Raw genomic sequence first — 16,226 nt, 5'->3', positions numbered from 1 at the left:
GCAGCGACGCAGTGCGGGCACTGCTAGCTGCGGCAACACCGCGCAACGCCGGTTATGGAAGTCAGAAAACACAATAATTTATTGGGGGTGACTTAGTTAATCCAGGTGGCGCAGCGGATGCGCCAGCGCCGGCCAGACGGGCGCAAAGAAGCGCGCCACCATGGCCGCGTCGACTTCGTCCAGGCTTGATGGGTTCCAGCGCGGCGCGTTATCCTTGTCGACCACCAGCGCGCGCACGCCCTCGAGCACTTCGCCATGCGCGAAATTGTGGCGCACCAGCGTGCGCTCCATGCGCAGGCAATCGGCCACGCCCAGGTGGGCGCCACGCCGCAGCAATTCCAGGGTCACCGACATCATCAACGGCGAGCGCAGGCGCATGGCCGCCAGGGCCTTGGCCGCGAACGGACTGTCGTCCTGCGCCAGCGAAGCCATGATGGCCGCCACGGAGCCGGCGCTGAAGTGGCGGTCCAGCGCCGCGCGCACGGGAGCGAGGACAGACTCGCCCGCCTGGGCCTGGAATGGGGCTGCCAGCGCCTTGATGGCCACCGGCAAGGCCTCGCCCGGCGTCGACTCGAACAGGGCCTGCAGCGCCGCCATCTGCGCCTCGGGCAGGTAGACATCGGCCAGGCCCGTGTACAGGGCATCGGCCGCGCCGATGGTCAGCCCCGTCAAACCCAGGTACAGGCCCAGCCGGCCCGGCAGGCGGGAAAGAAAGTAACTGCCGCCCACATCGGGGAACAGGCCGATATTGACTTCCGGCATGGCCATGCGCGTACGTCCCGTGACGATGCGCAACTGGTTGCCGGGCCCCGCTTGCGCCACGCCCATGCCGCCGCCCATCACGACGCCATCCATCACGGCAATATACGGTTTCGGATAGAAGTGTATGACATGATTTAAAGCATATTCTTCTGTAAAGAAATCTTCCAGCTGGGCGCTGCCGCCCTGCGGCGTGGCCAGGCCCGCATCGTAAAAGAAACGGATATCGCCGCCGGCGCACAGGGCTTTTTCGCTGCTGGAGCGGATGACGACGGCGTCCACCTGCGGGTCGTCGCGCCAGGCCAGCAGGGCCGCGCTCAGGGCCCGCACCATCTCCAGCGACAGGGAATTCAAGGCTTTCGGGCGGTCGAGCACGATGTGGCCCGTGCGGTTGCGGATGGAGGTGTGGACGAAATCGCTCATGGCAGGATGGAAAGAAGTGAGGATGGCGCATTCTAGCGCTTTCACCACGGACATTGCGTTTCGCAGGACGCAAAAAAGGGCGCAATGTGCGCCCTTAGTTGATCACAACTGGGGGAAACCGGTGGCCTTAGACGGCGACGACGGCGTCTTCCTCTGAGTTGTCTGGCAGATGCTTGATCGCCTCTTTACCGTGCCCTTGCACTTTGGTTTTGTATTTCATCACTTGCCGATCGAGCTTGTCGATCAGGGTATCGATCGCGGCATACAGGTCATGCGCCAGGCTTTCCACATAGACAGTTTTACCGCTGAGACGCAGGTTGACTTCGGCCTTTTGACGTTTTTCTTTCTCTTTGAGGTTATCCACGGTCAGAATCACGGCGATATCGATGACTTGATCGAAATGACGTTTCACGCGCTCCAGCTTCGCTTGTACGTATTCACGGATGGCTGGTGTCACTTCAAGATGATGTCCGCTGATGGTGAGATTCATACACACTCCTAAAGATGATCGGGTTCGTGCGGTCCATCCTATCCGGCCCGCAGAGGAACCGAAAAAAACTTACAAACACTTACGCAGGCTCACTGGCGGAATTTTCAACGCTTCCCGGTACTTGGCAACAGTACGTCGCGCAATCACCATGCCTTGTTCCCCCAGCATGTCCGCAATCTTACTGTCGGATAAAGGATTTTTAGGGTCTTCTGCTCCTGTCAGTTGCACGATCAATGCCCGTATCGCCGTCGATGACGCTTCGCCCCCCGCTTCGGTGGCGACGTGGCTACCAAAGAAATATTTCAACTCAAACATGCCATGCGGGGTCAGCATGTACTTTTGGGTTGTTACCCGCGAGATAGTACTCTCGTGTAATCCCAGTGTATCAGCTATTTCACGGAGCACAAGGGGCCGCATGGCAACGGCCCCATGCGAGAAAAAGTTCTTTTGTCTTTCTACTATCGCCTGCGCCACGCGCAAGATCGTATCGAAGCGCTGGCGCATGTTCTTGATCAGCCACTTGGCTTCCTGCAACTGTGCGCCCATGGCACCTTCGCCCTTGCCCTGCTTCAACAAATTGGCGTACATGGCGTTCACGCGCAGGCGCGGCATGACGTCATTGTTCAGGCTCACCTGCCAGCCATTGCGCGCGCGCTTGACGACCACGTCGGGCACCACGTAGTCGGACACGTCGGAGGCGAACACGGCGCCCGGATGCGGGTTGCACAGCCGGATCACCGTCTGCGCCTCGCGCAAGTCTTCATCGTCGCAATCGAGGGCTTTTTTCAGCTTGTTGAAATCGCGCTGGGCAAACCAGGCCAGGTGCTTTTCCACGATGACGAGGGCCATGCGCCGCGTCACCAGGGCGATGTGCGGCAAGCGCCTGATTTGCAGGGCCAGGCATTCGGACGCATTGCGCGCGCCCACGCCGGGCGGGTCGAAACTTTGCAGCAGCGCCAGCGCCGTGCGCAGTTCGTCGGCGTCGATTTCCAGCTCTTCCGGCAGGCGCGCCAGGATGTCGTCGAGCGATTCCTCCAGGTAGCCATTGTCGTCGAGGGCATCGATGATCAGCTCGACCAGCGCGCGGTCGCGCAATTCGAGCACCGTCACGCGCATCTGCTCCATCAGGTGCTCGCGCAAGGTGCAGTGGTGGGCTTCGAGTTGTGGACGGGAATCTTCGTCGTCGGGCGCCTTGCCCCGGCTCGCCTCGCTCCAGTCGCTGTCGCCGCCGTCCGCGGCGGCCGGGCCCTCGCCCGCCTCGCCGTCAAAGCCGTCCGTTTCGGCCGGCGCGGCGGGCGCTTCCTGGCCTGGCGGCTGGGGCGGCGCTTCGGCCGGCGCGGCCGTGGAACTCAAGGCCCCGTCGGACAACAGGCGCAGCGACCGGTCGAGCGGGTCGTCGAGGCGCTCGAGCAGGGGATTGTCTGTCAGCAACTGCTCCAGTTCCTGGTGCAGTTCCAGGGTAGACAATTGCAGCAGCCGTATCGATTGCTGCAACTGCGGCGTCAGTGCCAGGTGCTGCGAGGTGCGCAGCTGCAATGATTGTTTCATTGGCTCACATGCGGAAGTGTTCGCCCAGATAGACCCGGCGTACCGACTCGTTCGCGATGATGTCATCGGGGCGTCCCGACGCCAGCACCGAGCCCTGGTTGATGATGTAGGCACGGTCGCAAATACCCAGCGTCTCGCGTACATTATGATCGGTGATGAGCACGCCGATATTGCGCTCCTTCAAGAAACGCACGATGCGCTGGATCTCGATCACGGCGATGGGATCGACGCCGGCGAACGGCTCGTCGAGCAGCACGAAGCGCGGGTCGGTGGCCAGCGCGCGGGCGATTTCCACGCGGCGGCGCTCGCCGCCCGACAGGGACAGGGCCTGGTTCTCGCGCAGCTTTTCAATCTGCAGGTCGGCCAGCAATTTATCCAGGCGCTCCTCGATCTCGGCCTTCTTCAGCGGGCGCCCTTCGACGGTCTGGATTTCCAGCACGGCGCGGATATTGTCTTCCACCGTCAGCTTGCGGAAGACGGACGCTTCCTGCGGCAGGTAGGACAGGCCCATCTGCGCGCGGCGGTGGATGGGCAGGCTGGAAATATCCACGCCGCTGATATCGATGCTGCCGCCATCGGACGGCACCAGGCCGACGATCRTGTAGAACGAGGTGGTCTTGCCGGCGCCGTTCGGGCCCAGCAGTCCCACTACTTCGCCGCATTCGACTTGCAGCGAGACATCATGCACGACTTGCCGCTTGCCATAGGTTTTCTGCAGCCCGCGAACGATCAGGGTGCTGCCGCAACGTGTATTTTCCATTATTTCTTTCCTGGCGCGGGTGTCGCCGGCGTCTTCTCCGCCGCAGGAGCCTTGTTCTTCGGCTGGATCACCATGCGCACGCTGCCGCCATCGGGGGTGCTGGTGCCGCTGTTGGAATTTTCCATCGCAAATTCTTCCTTGCGGCTGTCATACGAAATGTAGGCGCCATTGGCCACGTCGGTCACTTTCGTGCCTTCCAGGCGCGTCACCTTGGCCTTGGAAAACAGTTTCACGACTTCCGTCTTGTTGTCATATTCCACGCGCTCCGCTTCGCCTTCCACCCACAGGTCGCCCGCGCCATCGCGCTTCTGGCGGAACGTGGCCAGCTTGCCGGGGTCGGCCCAGAAAGTGATGAACTGGTAGCCTTGCGGGTCTTCCGTGATCAGCGCGCGGCCCGCCTTCATGGTCAGGGTGCCCTTGACCAGCACCACGTCGCCCGTCAGGGTGCGCACCTGCTTGATGTCATCAACGTGGCCGCTGCGCGCCGTGATCACGGCTTCCTTCTCGGAATCGGCCTTCTCGGCATGCGCCGCGCCCATCACGCCCAGCGAGCAAACGGTCGAGAATAGAGTCAGCAGCAAGATGTTCTTCATAGTATGGTTTCCTTGTTTCATTCTGTCATTTTGCCGTCGCGGCCGGGCGCGGTTTCGGCGGGAGGACCATGCGCAGCGCCTGATGCACTTCCACCACGCCGGTGGCGTTGTTGGCTTTCATGCCCACGCCGTTGATGCGCGAAGCGCCCGTCAGGATGTCGACAGGCATGTCCGTTTCCATTCTTTCCTCATCCGGAAACACCGTCAGCGCTTCCGTCTTCAAGGTCAGGTTCTGCGCCTTCGGGCTGGCGATGCGGTCGATCACGACATTGCGGTGCAGTTGCAGCCGGGTATTATCCTGATCGATATGCGCCAGTTCCGCATTCATGTTCATCGGCGGCATGTCGGGCGTCAGCTTGCGCACGAAAGGCTGGTCGATATCGGACGAATCGTCGGCCGGGTAATGCGTAAGCTTGGTGCCGGACACGATGTAGCTGGGTTTGCCCGTCAAATCCATGCGCACCAGGCTGAAATTGGTGATGAAATAGTCCGGTTCATTCAAATGCTTGCTGGCGGTAATGTCCTGGGCATTCTTGTTCATCACTTCGAGCAGCCAGAAGCTGCCCAGCGCGACGATGACCGCCCCCAGCACGGTAAAACTCATGCGCCAGCGATGGGCGCCTCCTGGCTTACGCATATTGCTTCACTCTTTCAAATGTCACTGGCGGCGAGGCACGGCACCTCACTCCAGGAACGGCGCCATGACGCGCGCATAGTTGTCCTGCGCGCGCAACAGGAATTCGCAGATCTCGCGCACCGCGCCGCGGCCGCCGCCGGCCTGCGTCACATGGTGCGCCAGGCCCAGCGCTTCCGGGCGTGCGCCCGGCACGCTGACGGCAAAGCCCACGCGGCGCAGCAGGGGAGCGTCGATGACGTCGTCGCCGATGTAGCCGCATTGCTCTTCCGTCAAGCCCGTCAGCGCCAGCAACTCGCGGAACGGCGTCAGTTTATCGTGGCCGCCCTGGTGCACATGGGTAATACCCAGGTCCTGCGCGCGGCGCGCCGTGATGGCCGAGCGGCGCGCGCTGATGATGGCCGTCTGCACGCCCGATTCCTGCAGCAGCTTGATGCCCAGGCCATCATACACATTAAACGTTTTCATCATTTCGCCATCGGGGCCGAAATGCAGGCTGCCGTCGGTCAGCACACCGTCGACATCAAAGATCATCAGTTTGACCTTGGCCGCCCGCGCCAGGTTGTCCGCCACGCTGTCCATCAGATCACCTTCGCTTGCGTCAGATCATGGATATGCAGCGCGCCGACCAGCTTGCCGTCGGCGTCCACCACCAGCATCTGGTTGATGCGGAACTGCTCCATCACGGCCACGGCATCGACGGCCAGGCGCTCGGGCGCGATGCTGCGCGGCTGCGCATGCATGACGTCGCGGATCGCCACTTGCGTGAAATCCTGCACGCGCTCGAACATGCGGCGCAAATCGCCATCGGTAAACACGCCCACGGGGCGGTTGTCCGCATCGACGACGGCCGTCATGCCCATGCCCTTCTTCGTCATTTCCTCCAATGCCTGCAGCAAGGAAGCGTCCACGGGCACCTTGGGCACCCGTTCGCCGCTGCGCATGACGTCATGCACATGGGTCAGCAGGCGGCGGCCCAGGGCGCCGCCCGGGTGCGAGCGGGCAAAATCTTCTTCCTTGAAGCCGCGCAAGTCGAGCAAGGCCACGGCCAGGGCGTCGCCCAGGGCCAGGGTGACGGTGGTGCTGGCCGTCGGGGCCAGATTCAGCGGACAGGCTTCTTTCTCGACGGAAATATCCAGGTGCACGTCGGCCAGCTGGGCCAGGCTGGAGTTCGGCTTGCCCGTCATGGAGATCAGCACGCCGCCCATGCGCTTGACGACAGGCATGATGGCCATCAGTTCGGACGACTCGCCCGAGTACGAAATAGCAATAAAAGCATCGTCCGAGGTGACCATGCCCAGGTCGCCATGGGCCGCTTCGGCCGGATGCACGAACATGGCCGGCGTGCCGGTGGAAGCGAGGGTGGCGGCAATCTTGCGCGCGATATGGCCGGACTTGCCGATGCCGGAGACGACGACACGTCCCTTGCACTGCAGCAACAGGGCCACGGCGCGGCCGACACTGTCGTCCGTGGCCAGGCGCGCATGCAGGGCGTTGATGGCGTCGGACTCGATCTGCAGGGTGGTGCGGGCCAGCGCGACAGCGCGCTCGGTGGTCGCTTGCATGTCAATTCGATCAAAAGCTTTCAGCATTGTTTTTTCATGGGTTACACTCATGCCCAAAGTATAAACGAATTAGGAAAGCAAAAAACTTGCCAGTCACAACAAACAACGATTTCCACTGAGCTCCCCGGGCAACCCATGTTTTCCTCGCTTGAACTGACCCTGATGTTACTCGGCAGCGCCGTGCTGGGCGTGGTCGCTTTCAGAATGTTGCATTTGCCGCCCATGCTGGGCTACCTGGCCGTCGGCATCGTCATCGGCCCCCACGCGCTGGGCCTGGCAGCCGAGAATGAAGCGAGCCATACCCTGGCCGAGTTCGGCGTCGTCTTCCTGATGTTTTCCATCGGGCTCGAATTTTCTCTGCCCAAGTTTCTCGCCATGCGGCGCATCGTCTTCGGACTGGGCATGGCGCAGGTGGCCACCACCATCGTCGCCACCGTCGTCTTCGGCTGGTTCGTCGGGCGCTACCTGTCCGCCTACATCCACCTGAGCTGGCAAGCCGCGTTCGCCCTGGGCGGCGCGCTGGCCATGTCGTCGACGGCCATCGTCTCGAAAATGCTGACGGAACGGCTGGAGCTGGAAAGCGAGCACGGCCGCAAGATCATCGGCATCCTGCTGTTCCAGGACCTGGCCGTGGTACCGCTGCTGATCCTGATTCCCGCCCTCACGCGCGATTCGGACAACCTGGCCGAAACCCTGGCCTGGGCCGGCGGCAAGGCCCTGGTCGTGCTGATCCTGCTGCTGTTCATCGGCCAGAAGATGGTGCGCGGCTGGCTGACCATCGTGGCCAAGCGCCGCTCGCAGGAATTGTTCATGCTCAATCTGCTGCTGATCACCCTGGGCGCGGCGTGGATCACGGAGCGGGCCGGGCTGTCGCTGGCCCTGGGGGCGTTCGTGGCCGGCATGCTCATTTCCGAGACGGAATTCAAGCACCAGGTGGAAGAAGACATCAAACCGTTCCGCGACGTGCTGCTGGGCCTGTTCTTCATCACCGTCGGCATGCTGCTCAATATCCGCGTCGTGCTCGACAACTGGTGGCTGGTGCTGCTGCTGCTGTGCGGCCCCGTGCTGCTGAAATTTGCCCTGATCGCGGGACTGGCCCGGCTGTTCGGCTCGTCGACGGGCGTGTCATTGCGCACGGGCCTGGCCCTGGCGCAGGCGGGCGAGTTCGGCTTCGTGCTGCTGAACCTGGCCGGCGGCATCAAGCTGATGGACCCGTTCGTCGTGCAGGTGGTGCTGGCGTCGATGGTGCTGTCGATGCTGGTGGCGCCCTTCCTCATCGCCAAGTCCGACGCCATCGTCATGAAACTGGCCGCCAACGACTGGATGATGCAATCACTGGCCCTGACAAAGATCGCCACGCGTACCATGGCCGCGCAAAAACACGTGCTGATCGCCGGTTTCGGGCGCAGCGGGCAAAGCCTGGCCACCCTGCTGACGGAAGAAAAAATCGAATACCACGCGCTGGACCTGGACCCGGAGCGGGTGCAGGAAGCCCAGCTGGCCGGCGCCCACGTCTCGTACGGCGACGCGGGCCGGCGCGAAAGCCTGGTGGCGGCCGGCATCTACCGGGCCAGCGCCGTCGTGATCACCTATGCGAATACCCCGTCGGCACTGAAGTTATTGCATTTACTTAACGAAATGGCGCCGACCTTGCCCGTCATCGTGCGCAGCCATGACGACAGCGACCTCGACCAGCTGAAAAACGCGGGCGCGGCCGAAGTGGTGCCGGAATTGATGGAAGGCAGCCTGATGCTCGCTTCGCACGCGCTGATCATGATGGGCGTGCCCCTGCGCCGCGTGGTGCACCGCGTGCAGGCGGCGCGCGAAGAGCGCTATGCCTCGCTGCGCGGCTATTTCCACGGCACCAGCGACGCCGACGACGATGCCGACCTGGAACGCCTGCACACGGTCACCGTCAGCGAAGGCGCCCATTGCGTGGGCTTGCCTTTGAGCACGATCGACGTGGCCGCCTGCGGCGCCTTTGTGACGGCCATCCGCCGCGGCCGCGGCCGCCTTGACGTCACGCCCGACACGCAGCTGGCCAGCGGCGACGTGGTGGTGCTGCGCGGCAGCGCCGACGCCGTGGCCAAGGCGGAAACCTTGCTGTTGAAATAACTATTCGACCTGCGCCTGCCAGCTGACGACCTTGTTGCGCCCGCCCGCCTTGGCCTGGTACAGGGCCTGGTCGGCGCGCGCCACCAGCTGCTGCGCCACGGCTTCGATGGGCAGCAGCGCCGCGTCCGCTTCCAGGCTGGCCACGCCGATCGACACGCTGACCCACGCCTGCGCGCTGCCCGGCAGGTCGAACATGGTGCCGGCGATGCTGGCGCGGATGCGTTCGGCCACGAACGTGGCACTATCGAGGTCCGCATCGATCAGCAGCACGACGAATTCCTCGCCGCCGAAGCGCCCCAGCGCGTCCGAGCGGCGCAATTCCGTGCGGATGCGCGTGGCCACTTCGCGCAGCACTTCATCGCCGCCCTGGTGGCCATGCGTGTCGTTGACCGACTTGAAATGGTCGATGTCGATATACATGCATGAAATGCAATAATTCTGGCGCCGCGCGCGGGCGATTTCTTCCAGCAGGCGGCGGTCGATATAGCGCCGGTTGTAGACGCCCGTCAGGGAATCGGTCAAGCCTATGTACTTCAGCATTTCATTGCTGATCACGTTTTCCAGGCAAATGGCGATGATGGACGCCATGTGCTTGATGAAATCCGTGCCCAGCACGGGCGTAAAGCGCGTCACGTCGCTGCTGGCGAGATTCAGGCTGCCAATCAGGCGCTTGTTGCGCAGCAAGGGCACCAGGGCCACGCTGCGCAGGGGCGCGTCGATGCCCGGAAAACGGGGGCCATGCACGGCCGCATCGAACGGCCCCAGCAGCGGCAGCGGCGGCAAGGAGGCGTCGCCGGCGGCCACGGTGGCTTGCGGCGCAAAGCCCAGCTGCGCCACGGCATGCACGAACAGCAACTGCGGAAAGGCGCTGAAATCGACGCCCAGCTTTTCCATCACGAGCAAGATATCGTCATCCTCGTCGAGCAGGCTCAGGGTGACGCCGTCAAGGTCGGAAATCACGGGCAGGGTACGGAATATCGTACCGATCAGCTCGGGAAAGGTGGACGCGCCGACAATTTCCAGGTCGAACGCCTGGTGGCGGCACATGATGTCGTGGTTGCGCTCAACCTGTTCCAGCAGAAAGGCCATGCGCGCGCGCAAGGCCTGATTCTCGGCTTCGAGGCTGGCAACGCGCTGGGCCGGTGCGACGGCATCGTTCCCCGGCTGGCCCGGCTCTGGCGGTATTGCTTGATTCATAGAAACCTTAAACCCTTCTGTGCGGGCGCCGCGCTTAAAATGCCAGTTCGAAACCGATGTCTTGTCCCACCACAATACGCTCATCGCCGCCTTGCGTGACGATGGCATTCATGCCGAAGCAGATGGCGCCGTCGAGCTCGGGCCTGGCACGGTAACCTTGCATGACGTCGAGCGGATCCGGCCCCGGCACGCCTGTCGCCTGGTCCACCGACGGAATCGGGCAGCGCGAGCACGGCTTGACGGGTTTTAATATGGTAGCGCCGAATTGCAGGAACGCCGCGTAGTCCTCCTCGAAGGCGCCGATGTCGCCGATGACCAGGTTCGGGCGGAAACGGTTCATCGGCAGCGCCTCGCGGCCGGCCGCGCGCAGCTTGTCATTGACGTCGGCCAGCGAGGCGCTGCCGGCGATCAGCACCGGGTAGCCATCGGCAAACATGGTCGATGCGGCAATTCCATTCGTCCACTTGGTGCTGGTGGCGCGCACCACGTCCGGGTGAAAGCGCACCAGGCGGCATGGCACGCCGATGGCCTGCGAAAACCAGGTGGCCGTGACTTCGTCGCAGTCGTAGGCGCGCACGGCATCGTCCCACACTTGCACTTCCAGCATGGGCGCATGTTGCGGATCCGGCAAGCCCAGCTCGATTTCCAGGCGCAGCATGCCCGGCGCGCGCAATTCCAGGGTGGCGGCCTTGATGCGCGGCACGATCAGCGCCATGCGCGGATGTTCGCGCTGGGTCAGGAAGCGGCCCTGCGGGTCCACCACCATCCATTCGCGGTCGAATACGTGCTCACTCATCAGCCCCGACTGCGTGAGGACCGCCTCGCGCAGGTGGATGCCGGCGCAGGATTTGATGGGATACAGAATGATGTCGGACAGGATAGCCATGGGCCGGGGCAGTATTGCAACTTCTGCCAGGAAGTTATTCAGAAACGCAGTATGGCAGCAAAGCGGGCAAGCGTAAATCCGCCAAGCCCAGCCGCAGTGGCCGGGCCGGCGTGACGACGATCAATATGTGTAGAAAATACGCTGGATTTCTTGCGTACTATTGGTTTTGGTCAAGGCCAGCATCAGCAGGATGCGGGCTTTTTGCGGGTTCAGGGTATCGGAGACGACACTGTCGAGTTCATCGTCGTTGGCTTCGCCATTGCGCGCCACGATGCCCTGGCCGACGCGGCTCGAACGCACGATCAGCACGCCCTTCTGGCGCGCTTCCACCAGCGCCGGCTTCATTTGCGCGGCCACGCTGCCGTCGCCCACGCCCGCGTGGATGATGCCCTTGGCGCCGGCGGCGATGAAGGCGTCCATGCCGACGCGGTTCATGTTGGCGTAGCCGTAGACGATGTCCACTTGCGGCAAGGCGTCGAGCTTGCTGACGTCAAATTCCGACTCCAGGGTGTGCTTGCGCGTCGACTGGCGGTAGAAGAAGGGCTTGCTGCCCTGGATGTAGCCGAGCATGCCCAGTTCCGGCGACTTGAAGGTGTCCGTGGTCGAGGTGTTCGTCTTGGTCACTTCGCGCGCGGCGTTGATCTGGTCGTTCAAGGCCACCAGCACGCCCTTGCCCACGGCTTCCTTGCTGCCCGCCAGCAACACGGCGTTGTACAGGTTGATGGGGCCGTCGGCCGAAATGGCTGTCGACGGACGCATGGCGCCCACCACGACGACCGGTTTGTGGCTTTTCACGGTCAGGTTCAGGAAATACGCCGTCTCTTCGATGGTGTCGGTGCCATGCGTAACGACCACGCCGTCGACGTCGGCGGAGGCCAGCAGCACATTGATGCGCTTGGCCAGGGTCAGCCAGTGGCTGTTGCCCATGCTTTCGCTGGCGATCTGGAACACTTGCTCGCCTTTCACATTCGCCACTTTCTTGAGTTCCGGCACGGCGGCGATCAAGCGCTCGACGCCCACGGTGGCCGAGGTGTAGCCCACGGTGGTGGTGCTGTCGGCGCCGCTGCCGGCGATGGTGCCGCCCGTGGCCAGGATCACCACATTCGGCAACTTGACGGCCGCTTCCTGCGCGCGCGCGGGCGAGGCGGCGACAAAGCCCATCAGCAAGGTGGCCAGCATCAGCTGTGCACAGGAATGGAATTTACGTGAAAACATGGTGCTCCCGTTCGGTGATGTGTCAAAGATAACAAAGTCGTGTGCAAATTATATGTCATCAATGGCGCACAAATCCCCAATTCATGTGTCCCGCGCAAACGTGCGCGCCCTTATCCGCGCTACAGTGGCGCCATGTCCACATTACGCCCCTTCCGCTCCTGCCTCGTCCTGCCGCTGATCTTGATCGCGCTCAATGCCTGCTCCACGCAAATCGAACTGCGCGCGGCGGCGCAGCAGGAACAGTTCGCGCGGGAAGCGGCCAGCCAGGGCGACTGGGCGCAAGCCATGCGCAGCTACGCGGCCGCGGCCGAGAATGCCGAACTGGGCCATGGCGACTTCGCTTGGCAGGCGCGGCTGCATCACCAGGCGGGACGCGCCGCCAGCGGGGCCTGCCGCTACGATGCGGCCGAATTTCATTTCCGCCAGGCCATCGCGCTGGCAAAGAAGAGCGAATACTCGAGCGCCCTCAGCTACAAGGCGCTGATCGACCAATATGAACGCCAGGGCAAGGCGACGCAAGCCTTGGCCGTGCGCAATGAACTGGGCTTTCATCAATCTTGGGCGCTGGGCGCATTTACCGACCGGGAATCGCTGCCGGTGGGCAAGCCTTGCGGAACACCGCCATAGCACGGGGGATGCCGATGAGAGTGACACGCACGCTGCTGGCACTATCCCCCCTCTTTGCCGCCATCGCGCCCGCGTATGCCGTCGAAGCCGCCTTGCCTTTATGGGAAGCGGGCATCTTCGGCGGCACGGCTGTCACGCCTGCCTATCCGGGCGCCGGCGAACGTTCGACGCGCACCCTGGCCCTGCCCTATCTGATTTATCGCGGCAAAGTCCTGCGCGCCGACCGCTCCGGCGTGGGCGCGCGCCTGCTCGATACGGAGCGCCTCGATTTCGATATCGGTTTTGCCCTGTCCTTGCCGGCCCGCTCCAGCGACGTACCGGCCCGGCGCGGCATGCCGGACCTGGGGACTTTGCTGGAATTTGGCCCGCGCCTGAAAATCAAGCTGGCCGAGCCGACACAACACAGCCGCCTGGGCCTGGAGCTGCCCTTGCGCGCCGTCATCGAAGCGCGCGGCGGCCTGCGCCGCCAGGGCGCCACGTTCGAACCGCGCCTCGTGTATGCGCTGCAGGGCGACCGCCAGGCATGGCACCTCGACGCCAGCCTCGGCGCCGTACTGGGCAATGGCGGCATCAACGATTACCTGTATGGCGTCAGCGCCGCCTTCGCCACCCCGGAACGCCCGGCGTATGCGGCAAAAAGCGGGCTGATGCTCACGCGGCTGGGCCTGGGCGGCTCTTACCGGCTGCAGCGGGACTGGCGCGTCTTTGCCTTTTTGCGCTACGACAATTACACAGGCGCCGCCAACCGCGCCAGCCCCCTGTTGCGCCAGAACAGCGGCACCTCGGCCGGCATCGGCCTGATGTGGACGTGGCAACGCTCGGACAGGCAGGCACGGGGCCCGGACGATTAGCGGCAAGACGGCTTAAAACTCCGTCGTGGCCGACAGCATGACCGTGCGCGGCGCGCCCAGGCCCAGGCTGGTCCATTGCGGCAGCGCCCAATACGCCTTGTTGCCCACGTTGCTCACGCTGGCGCGCACGGTCAAGGGCCGGCCGGCGGCGCGGGTGGCATAGCGCGCGCCCAGGTCAAACACGGTGCGGCCCGGCACGGACAGTGAGTTGTCTTCGTTGAGGTACTGCTTGGACGCCGCCGTCGCGTTCGCCGTCAGAGTCACGCCGGGAATGGCGGGCGCATCCCACTCCACGCCCAGCTTGGCCTGCAGCCTGGGCACGCCCGCTGCCTGCTTGCCCTGGTTGGCGCCGCCCACCGTCTTGCTCAAGACCGGATCGACATACGCCACGCCGCCCATCAGGCGCACGTCGCGCACGGGCGAACCAAAAAAGCCCCAGTCGACGCCGCGGTTGCGCTGCTCGCCGCCAAAGGAAAAGACATTGCTGACCGGGTCGACATAGCTGCTGGGCCGCTTGATTTCATACAGGCTGAGCGTATGGGCGAATTCGCCCAGGTCGACCTTGACGCCGGCCTCCATCTGCTTCGATTTATACGGGGCAAAGACCTCTCCCGCGTTGGCCGCCGTCATGGGCGCCGTCGCCCCCTGGCTCAGGCCTTCGATGTAATTGGCGTACAGCGCAACGTTTCTGGCGGCCTTGACCAGCAGGGCGACGGCCGGCGTCGTGGCGGCGGCGTCATAGCGGGAACTGCGCGCGCCCGTCCTGACGTTGAAGCTGTCGCTGAGCACCTCCTGGCGCCGCAAGCCCGCCGTCAGCTGCACTTGATCCTGCGCAAACGACACAGTATCGACCAGGCCATAGCTGGCCAGGCGCAGTGCCGTCTTCGAGATTTGCGCTGCGTCAAAGCGCGTGGCAGGTCCCCATACGGGGCGGTAGATATTCGTGATCCAGTCCTGCGCCAGGGTATTCCTGCGGCCGAACTGCTGGTCCGTGTGGTGGTAATACGTGGCGTTGGCCGCCCACTGGTGGCCGATGCCGGCCGCGCGGAACCTGCCCTTCACGCCCACTTCCGCCGATTGTTTTTCAAGGTTAAAACCGAGATCGGCCAGGTTGGTGCGGTAGTCGCCGGCCGTATTGAACACCTGGATCAGATAGGCGCCCGTCGACTGGTAATCGGCCTTGCCGGCGCCGATGGCCGCATACGCCATCAGCTGTGCGTTCACGTCATATTCGCCGCGCAGCAGCGCGCCCTTGTCCCGCGTGTCATAGAAGGCCCAGCTCGGGTTGAGCAGGGTTTCCGGTTTCGGCGGACGCGGCACGGGCAGGCCGGCGGCCAGGTTGACGCCCCGGTTCAAGCCCCGCGCGCGGTCTTCGCTGCTGTACAGGTCGGCGGACAGGCGCGCGCCTGTGCCGCGCCAGTCCAGCCCCACGGACGCGAGCCGGGTCTTCTTTTTCTGGTGGTCGATGGCGCCGTCGCCGTCGCGGTAGACGCCGTTGACGCGGATGCCGAACTGTTTATTTTCGCCAAAACGCTGACCCAGATCAACATGCCCACCCCATTGCGCATCGGACATGTACGACGCCGTCACGCGCGCCAGCGGCGTCTCGCCCGCGCGCTTGGGCACGAGGTTGATGCTGCCGCCCACCGAGCCGCCCGGCGGCATGCCGTTGAGCAAGGCCGACGGCCCTTTCAGCACTTCGATGCGCTCGAACATTTCGGGCGAGGTGCGGTACACGGGCGAAACGCCGAACAGTCCGCCGAACGCGACATCGCTGGTGGCGGAGCTGAAACCCCGTATCGAATAGTTTTCGCCGATGATGCCCGTCATGCCGCTGCTGAAGACGGTGGGATCGGTGGCCGAGATCACATCGGTGATGTCGCGCGCCTGCCGGTCTTCGATGAACTGGTCCGTATAGCTGATGGTATTGAACGGCGTTTCCATGAAATCCTTGTCACCAAGAAATCCCACGCGGCCGCCGGCAGCCACTTGCCCGCCGGCATAGACCTCCGTCACGGTATTGCCTTTACCCCACACCGTCACGGCCGGCATGGTCGCTGCGGCCTCTGCCGCGGCATTCTGTGCCGGTTCGCGGCGCAGCGTATAGCTGCCATTGCCCTCGCGCACGGCCTGCAAGCCTTGGCCGCGCAGCAATTCATAAAATCCTTCGGCTACGCTGTAGCTGCCGGACAGGCCGGCGCTATTCTTGCCCTGCAGTAAACCTGCATCGACCGTCAGTTCGATGCCGGCCGCCGCCGCGAAGCTGTTGAGCGCCAGGCCCAGCGAGCCGGCCGGCACGCTGAACGCCTGGCGGGCCTGCGCCGCTTGCGCGCAGGCCGGCGGAGCCGCCACGCCCAGCGCCCCCATGGTCAAGCCCGTGACGAGCGCCAGTTGCACGGCGGTGGCGATACGGCCCAGGGTCAAGGCGGGAAGGTGGCGTGTCGCCATGCGTGTTGCCATAAGTTAAGTCCTTTTCAGAGGGGAAGATTGCTTGTTCTCACCCTATCTCCCGAACGAAAAGGCAAAACCCTCAATGCAAATACGAATCATTACAAAAATAAGA

15 protein-coding genes are annotated in these 16,226 nt (G+C 63.6%); 3 read left to right on the top strand and 12 right to left on the bottom strand.

Features of this window, described 5'->3' with window-relative positions; genetic code table 11:
- Nucleotides 1–96: 96 nt before the first annotated feature.
- From CBW50_RS12020 to CBW50_RS11985, 8 genes are all read right to left on the bottom strand, one after another.
- On the bottom strand, nucleotides 97–1,182 hold the full coding sequence (locus tag CBW50_RS12020) for an enoyl-CoA hydratase/isomerase family protein (protein ID WP_086145768.1): 1,086 nt from the start codon (nucleotides 1,180–1,182) through the stop codon (nucleotides 97–99).
- Between the two features lie 127 nt (nucleotides 1,183–1,309).
- Nucleotides 1,310–1,672: a ribosome-associated translation inhibitor RaiA gene (gene raiA, locus CBW50_RS12015; RefSeq protein ID WP_086145767.1), complete on the bottom strand. Its 363-nt coding sequence runs from the start codon at nucleotides 1,670–1,672 to the stop codon at nucleotides 1,310–1,312.
- A 69-nt stretch (nucleotides 1,673–1,741) separates the two neighbouring features.
- On the bottom strand, nucleotides 1,742–3,220 hold the full coding sequence (locus CBW50_RS12010) for an RNA polymerase factor sigma-54 (protein WP_086145766.1): 1,479 nt from the start codon (nucleotides 3,218–3,220) through the stop codon (nucleotides 1,742–1,744).
- A gap of 4 nt (nucleotides 3,221–3,224) precedes the next feature.
- Nucleotides 3,225–3,980: an LPS export ABC transporter ATP-binding protein gene (gene lptB, locus CBW50_RS12005; protein WP_086145765.1), complete on the bottom strand. Its 756-nt coding sequence runs from the start codon at nucleotides 3,978–3,980 to the stop codon at nucleotides 3,225–3,227.
- The gene (lptA, locus tag CBW50_RS12000) at nucleotides 3,980–4,573 is read right to left on the bottom strand and encodes a lipopolysaccharide transport periplasmic protein LptA (RefSeq protein ID WP_086145764.1); all 594 of its coding nucleotides are present in this window, start codon (nucleotides 4,571–4,573) and stop codon (nucleotides 3,980–3,982) included. Before lptA ends, lptB begins: the two co-directional genes overlap by 1 nt.
- A gap of 25 nt (nucleotides 4,574–4,598) precedes the next feature.
- Nucleotides 4,599–5,210 carry an LPS export ABC transporter periplasmic protein LptC gene (lptC, locus tag CBW50_RS11995; RefSeq protein WP_226936299.1) on the bottom strand — a complete coding sequence of 204 codons (612 nt, stop codon included), beginning with the start codon at nucleotides 5,208–5,210 and terminating at the stop codon, nucleotides 4,599–4,601.
- A 45-nt stretch (nucleotides 5,211–5,255) separates the two neighbouring features.
- Complete coding sequence (locus CBW50_RS11990; RefSeq protein ID WP_086145762.1) at nucleotides 5,256–5,789, bottom strand: HAD family hydrolase; 534 nt, start codon at nucleotides 5,787–5,789, stop codon at nucleotides 5,256–5,258.
- Nucleotides 5,789–6,799 carry an SIS domain-containing protein gene (locus CBW50_RS11985; protein WP_086145761.1) on the bottom strand — a complete coding sequence of 337 codons (1,011 nt, stop codon included), beginning with the start codon at nucleotides 6,797–6,799 and terminating at the stop codon, nucleotides 5,789–5,791. Before CBW50_RS11985 ends, CBW50_RS11990 begins: the two co-directional genes overlap by 1 nt.
- A 108-nt stretch (nucleotides 6,800–6,907) precedes the next feature.
- Between CBW50_RS11985 and CBW50_RS11980 the strand changes: the two genes are divergently transcribed.
- On the top strand, nucleotides 6,908–8,887 hold the full coding sequence (locus tag CBW50_RS11980) for a monovalent cation:proton antiporter family protein (RefSeq protein ID WP_086145760.1): 1,980 nt from the start codon (nucleotides 6,908–6,910) through the stop codon (nucleotides 8,885–8,887).
- Here the strand turns inward: CBW50_RS11980 and CBW50_RS11975 are convergent, their stop codons facing one another.
- From CBW50_RS11975 to CBW50_RS11965, 3 genes are all read right to left on the bottom strand, one after another.
- The gene (locus CBW50_RS11975) at nucleotides 8,888–9,976 is read right to left on the bottom strand and encodes a diguanylate cyclase (protein ID WP_226936327.1); all 1,089 of its coding nucleotides are present in this window, start codon (nucleotides 9,974–9,976) and stop codon (nucleotides 8,888–8,890) included. It abuts the gene before it with no gap.
- Nucleotides 9,977–10,118: 142 nt separating this feature from the next.
- Nucleotides 10,119–10,970, bottom strand: coding sequence for an MOSC N-terminal beta barrel domain-containing protein (locus tag CBW50_RS11970; protein WP_086145759.1), 852 nt, complete (start codon nucleotides 10,968–10,970; stop codon nucleotides 10,119–10,121).
- 120 nt (nucleotides 10,971–11,090) lie between these two features.
- Nucleotides 11,091–12,185, bottom strand: a complete 1,095-nt coding sequence (locus CBW50_RS11965) for a type II asparaginase (protein ID WP_099375267.1) — start codon at nucleotides 12,183–12,185, stop codon at nucleotides 11,091–11,093.
- A gap of 132 nt (nucleotides 12,186–12,317) precedes the next feature.
- On the opposite strand from CBW50_RS11965, the gene CBW50_RS11960 reads away from it, so the two are divergent.
- Together CBW50_RS11960 and CBW50_RS11955 are read left to right on the top strand one after the other, a co-directional pair.
- Nucleotides 12,318–12,812, top strand: coding sequence for a tetratricopeptide repeat protein (locus CBW50_RS11960; RefSeq protein ID WP_086145757.1), 495 nt, complete (start codon nucleotides 12,318–12,320; stop codon nucleotides 12,810–12,812).
- A gap of 14 nt (nucleotides 12,813–12,826) precedes the next feature.
- Nucleotides 12,827–13,663 carry a MipA/OmpV family protein gene (locus tag CBW50_RS11955; protein ID WP_086145756.1) on the top strand — a complete coding sequence of 279 codons (837 nt, stop codon included), beginning with the start codon at nucleotides 12,827–12,829 and terminating at the stop codon, nucleotides 13,661–13,663.
- Nucleotides 13,664–13,675: 12 nt separating this feature from the next.
- On the opposite strand, the gene CBW50_RS11950 is transcribed toward CBW50_RS11955, so the two are convergent.
- On the bottom strand, nucleotides 13,676–16,111 hold the full coding sequence (locus CBW50_RS11950; RefSeq protein ID WP_172404745.1) for a TonB-dependent receptor: 2,436 nt from the start codon (nucleotides 16,109–16,111) through the stop codon (nucleotides 13,676–13,678).
- Nucleotides 16,112–16,226 lie beyond the last annotated feature (115 nt).

The organism is Janthinobacterium sp. GW458P (assembly GCF_002127585.1).
Taxonomy (GTDB): Bacteria; Pseudomonadota; Gammaproteobacteria; order Burkholderiales; family Burkholderiaceae_D; genus Janthinobacterium.
The sequence above is the reverse complement of the archived record's forward strand: the minus strand, read 5'-3'. Positions and strand labels throughout refer to the sequence as shown.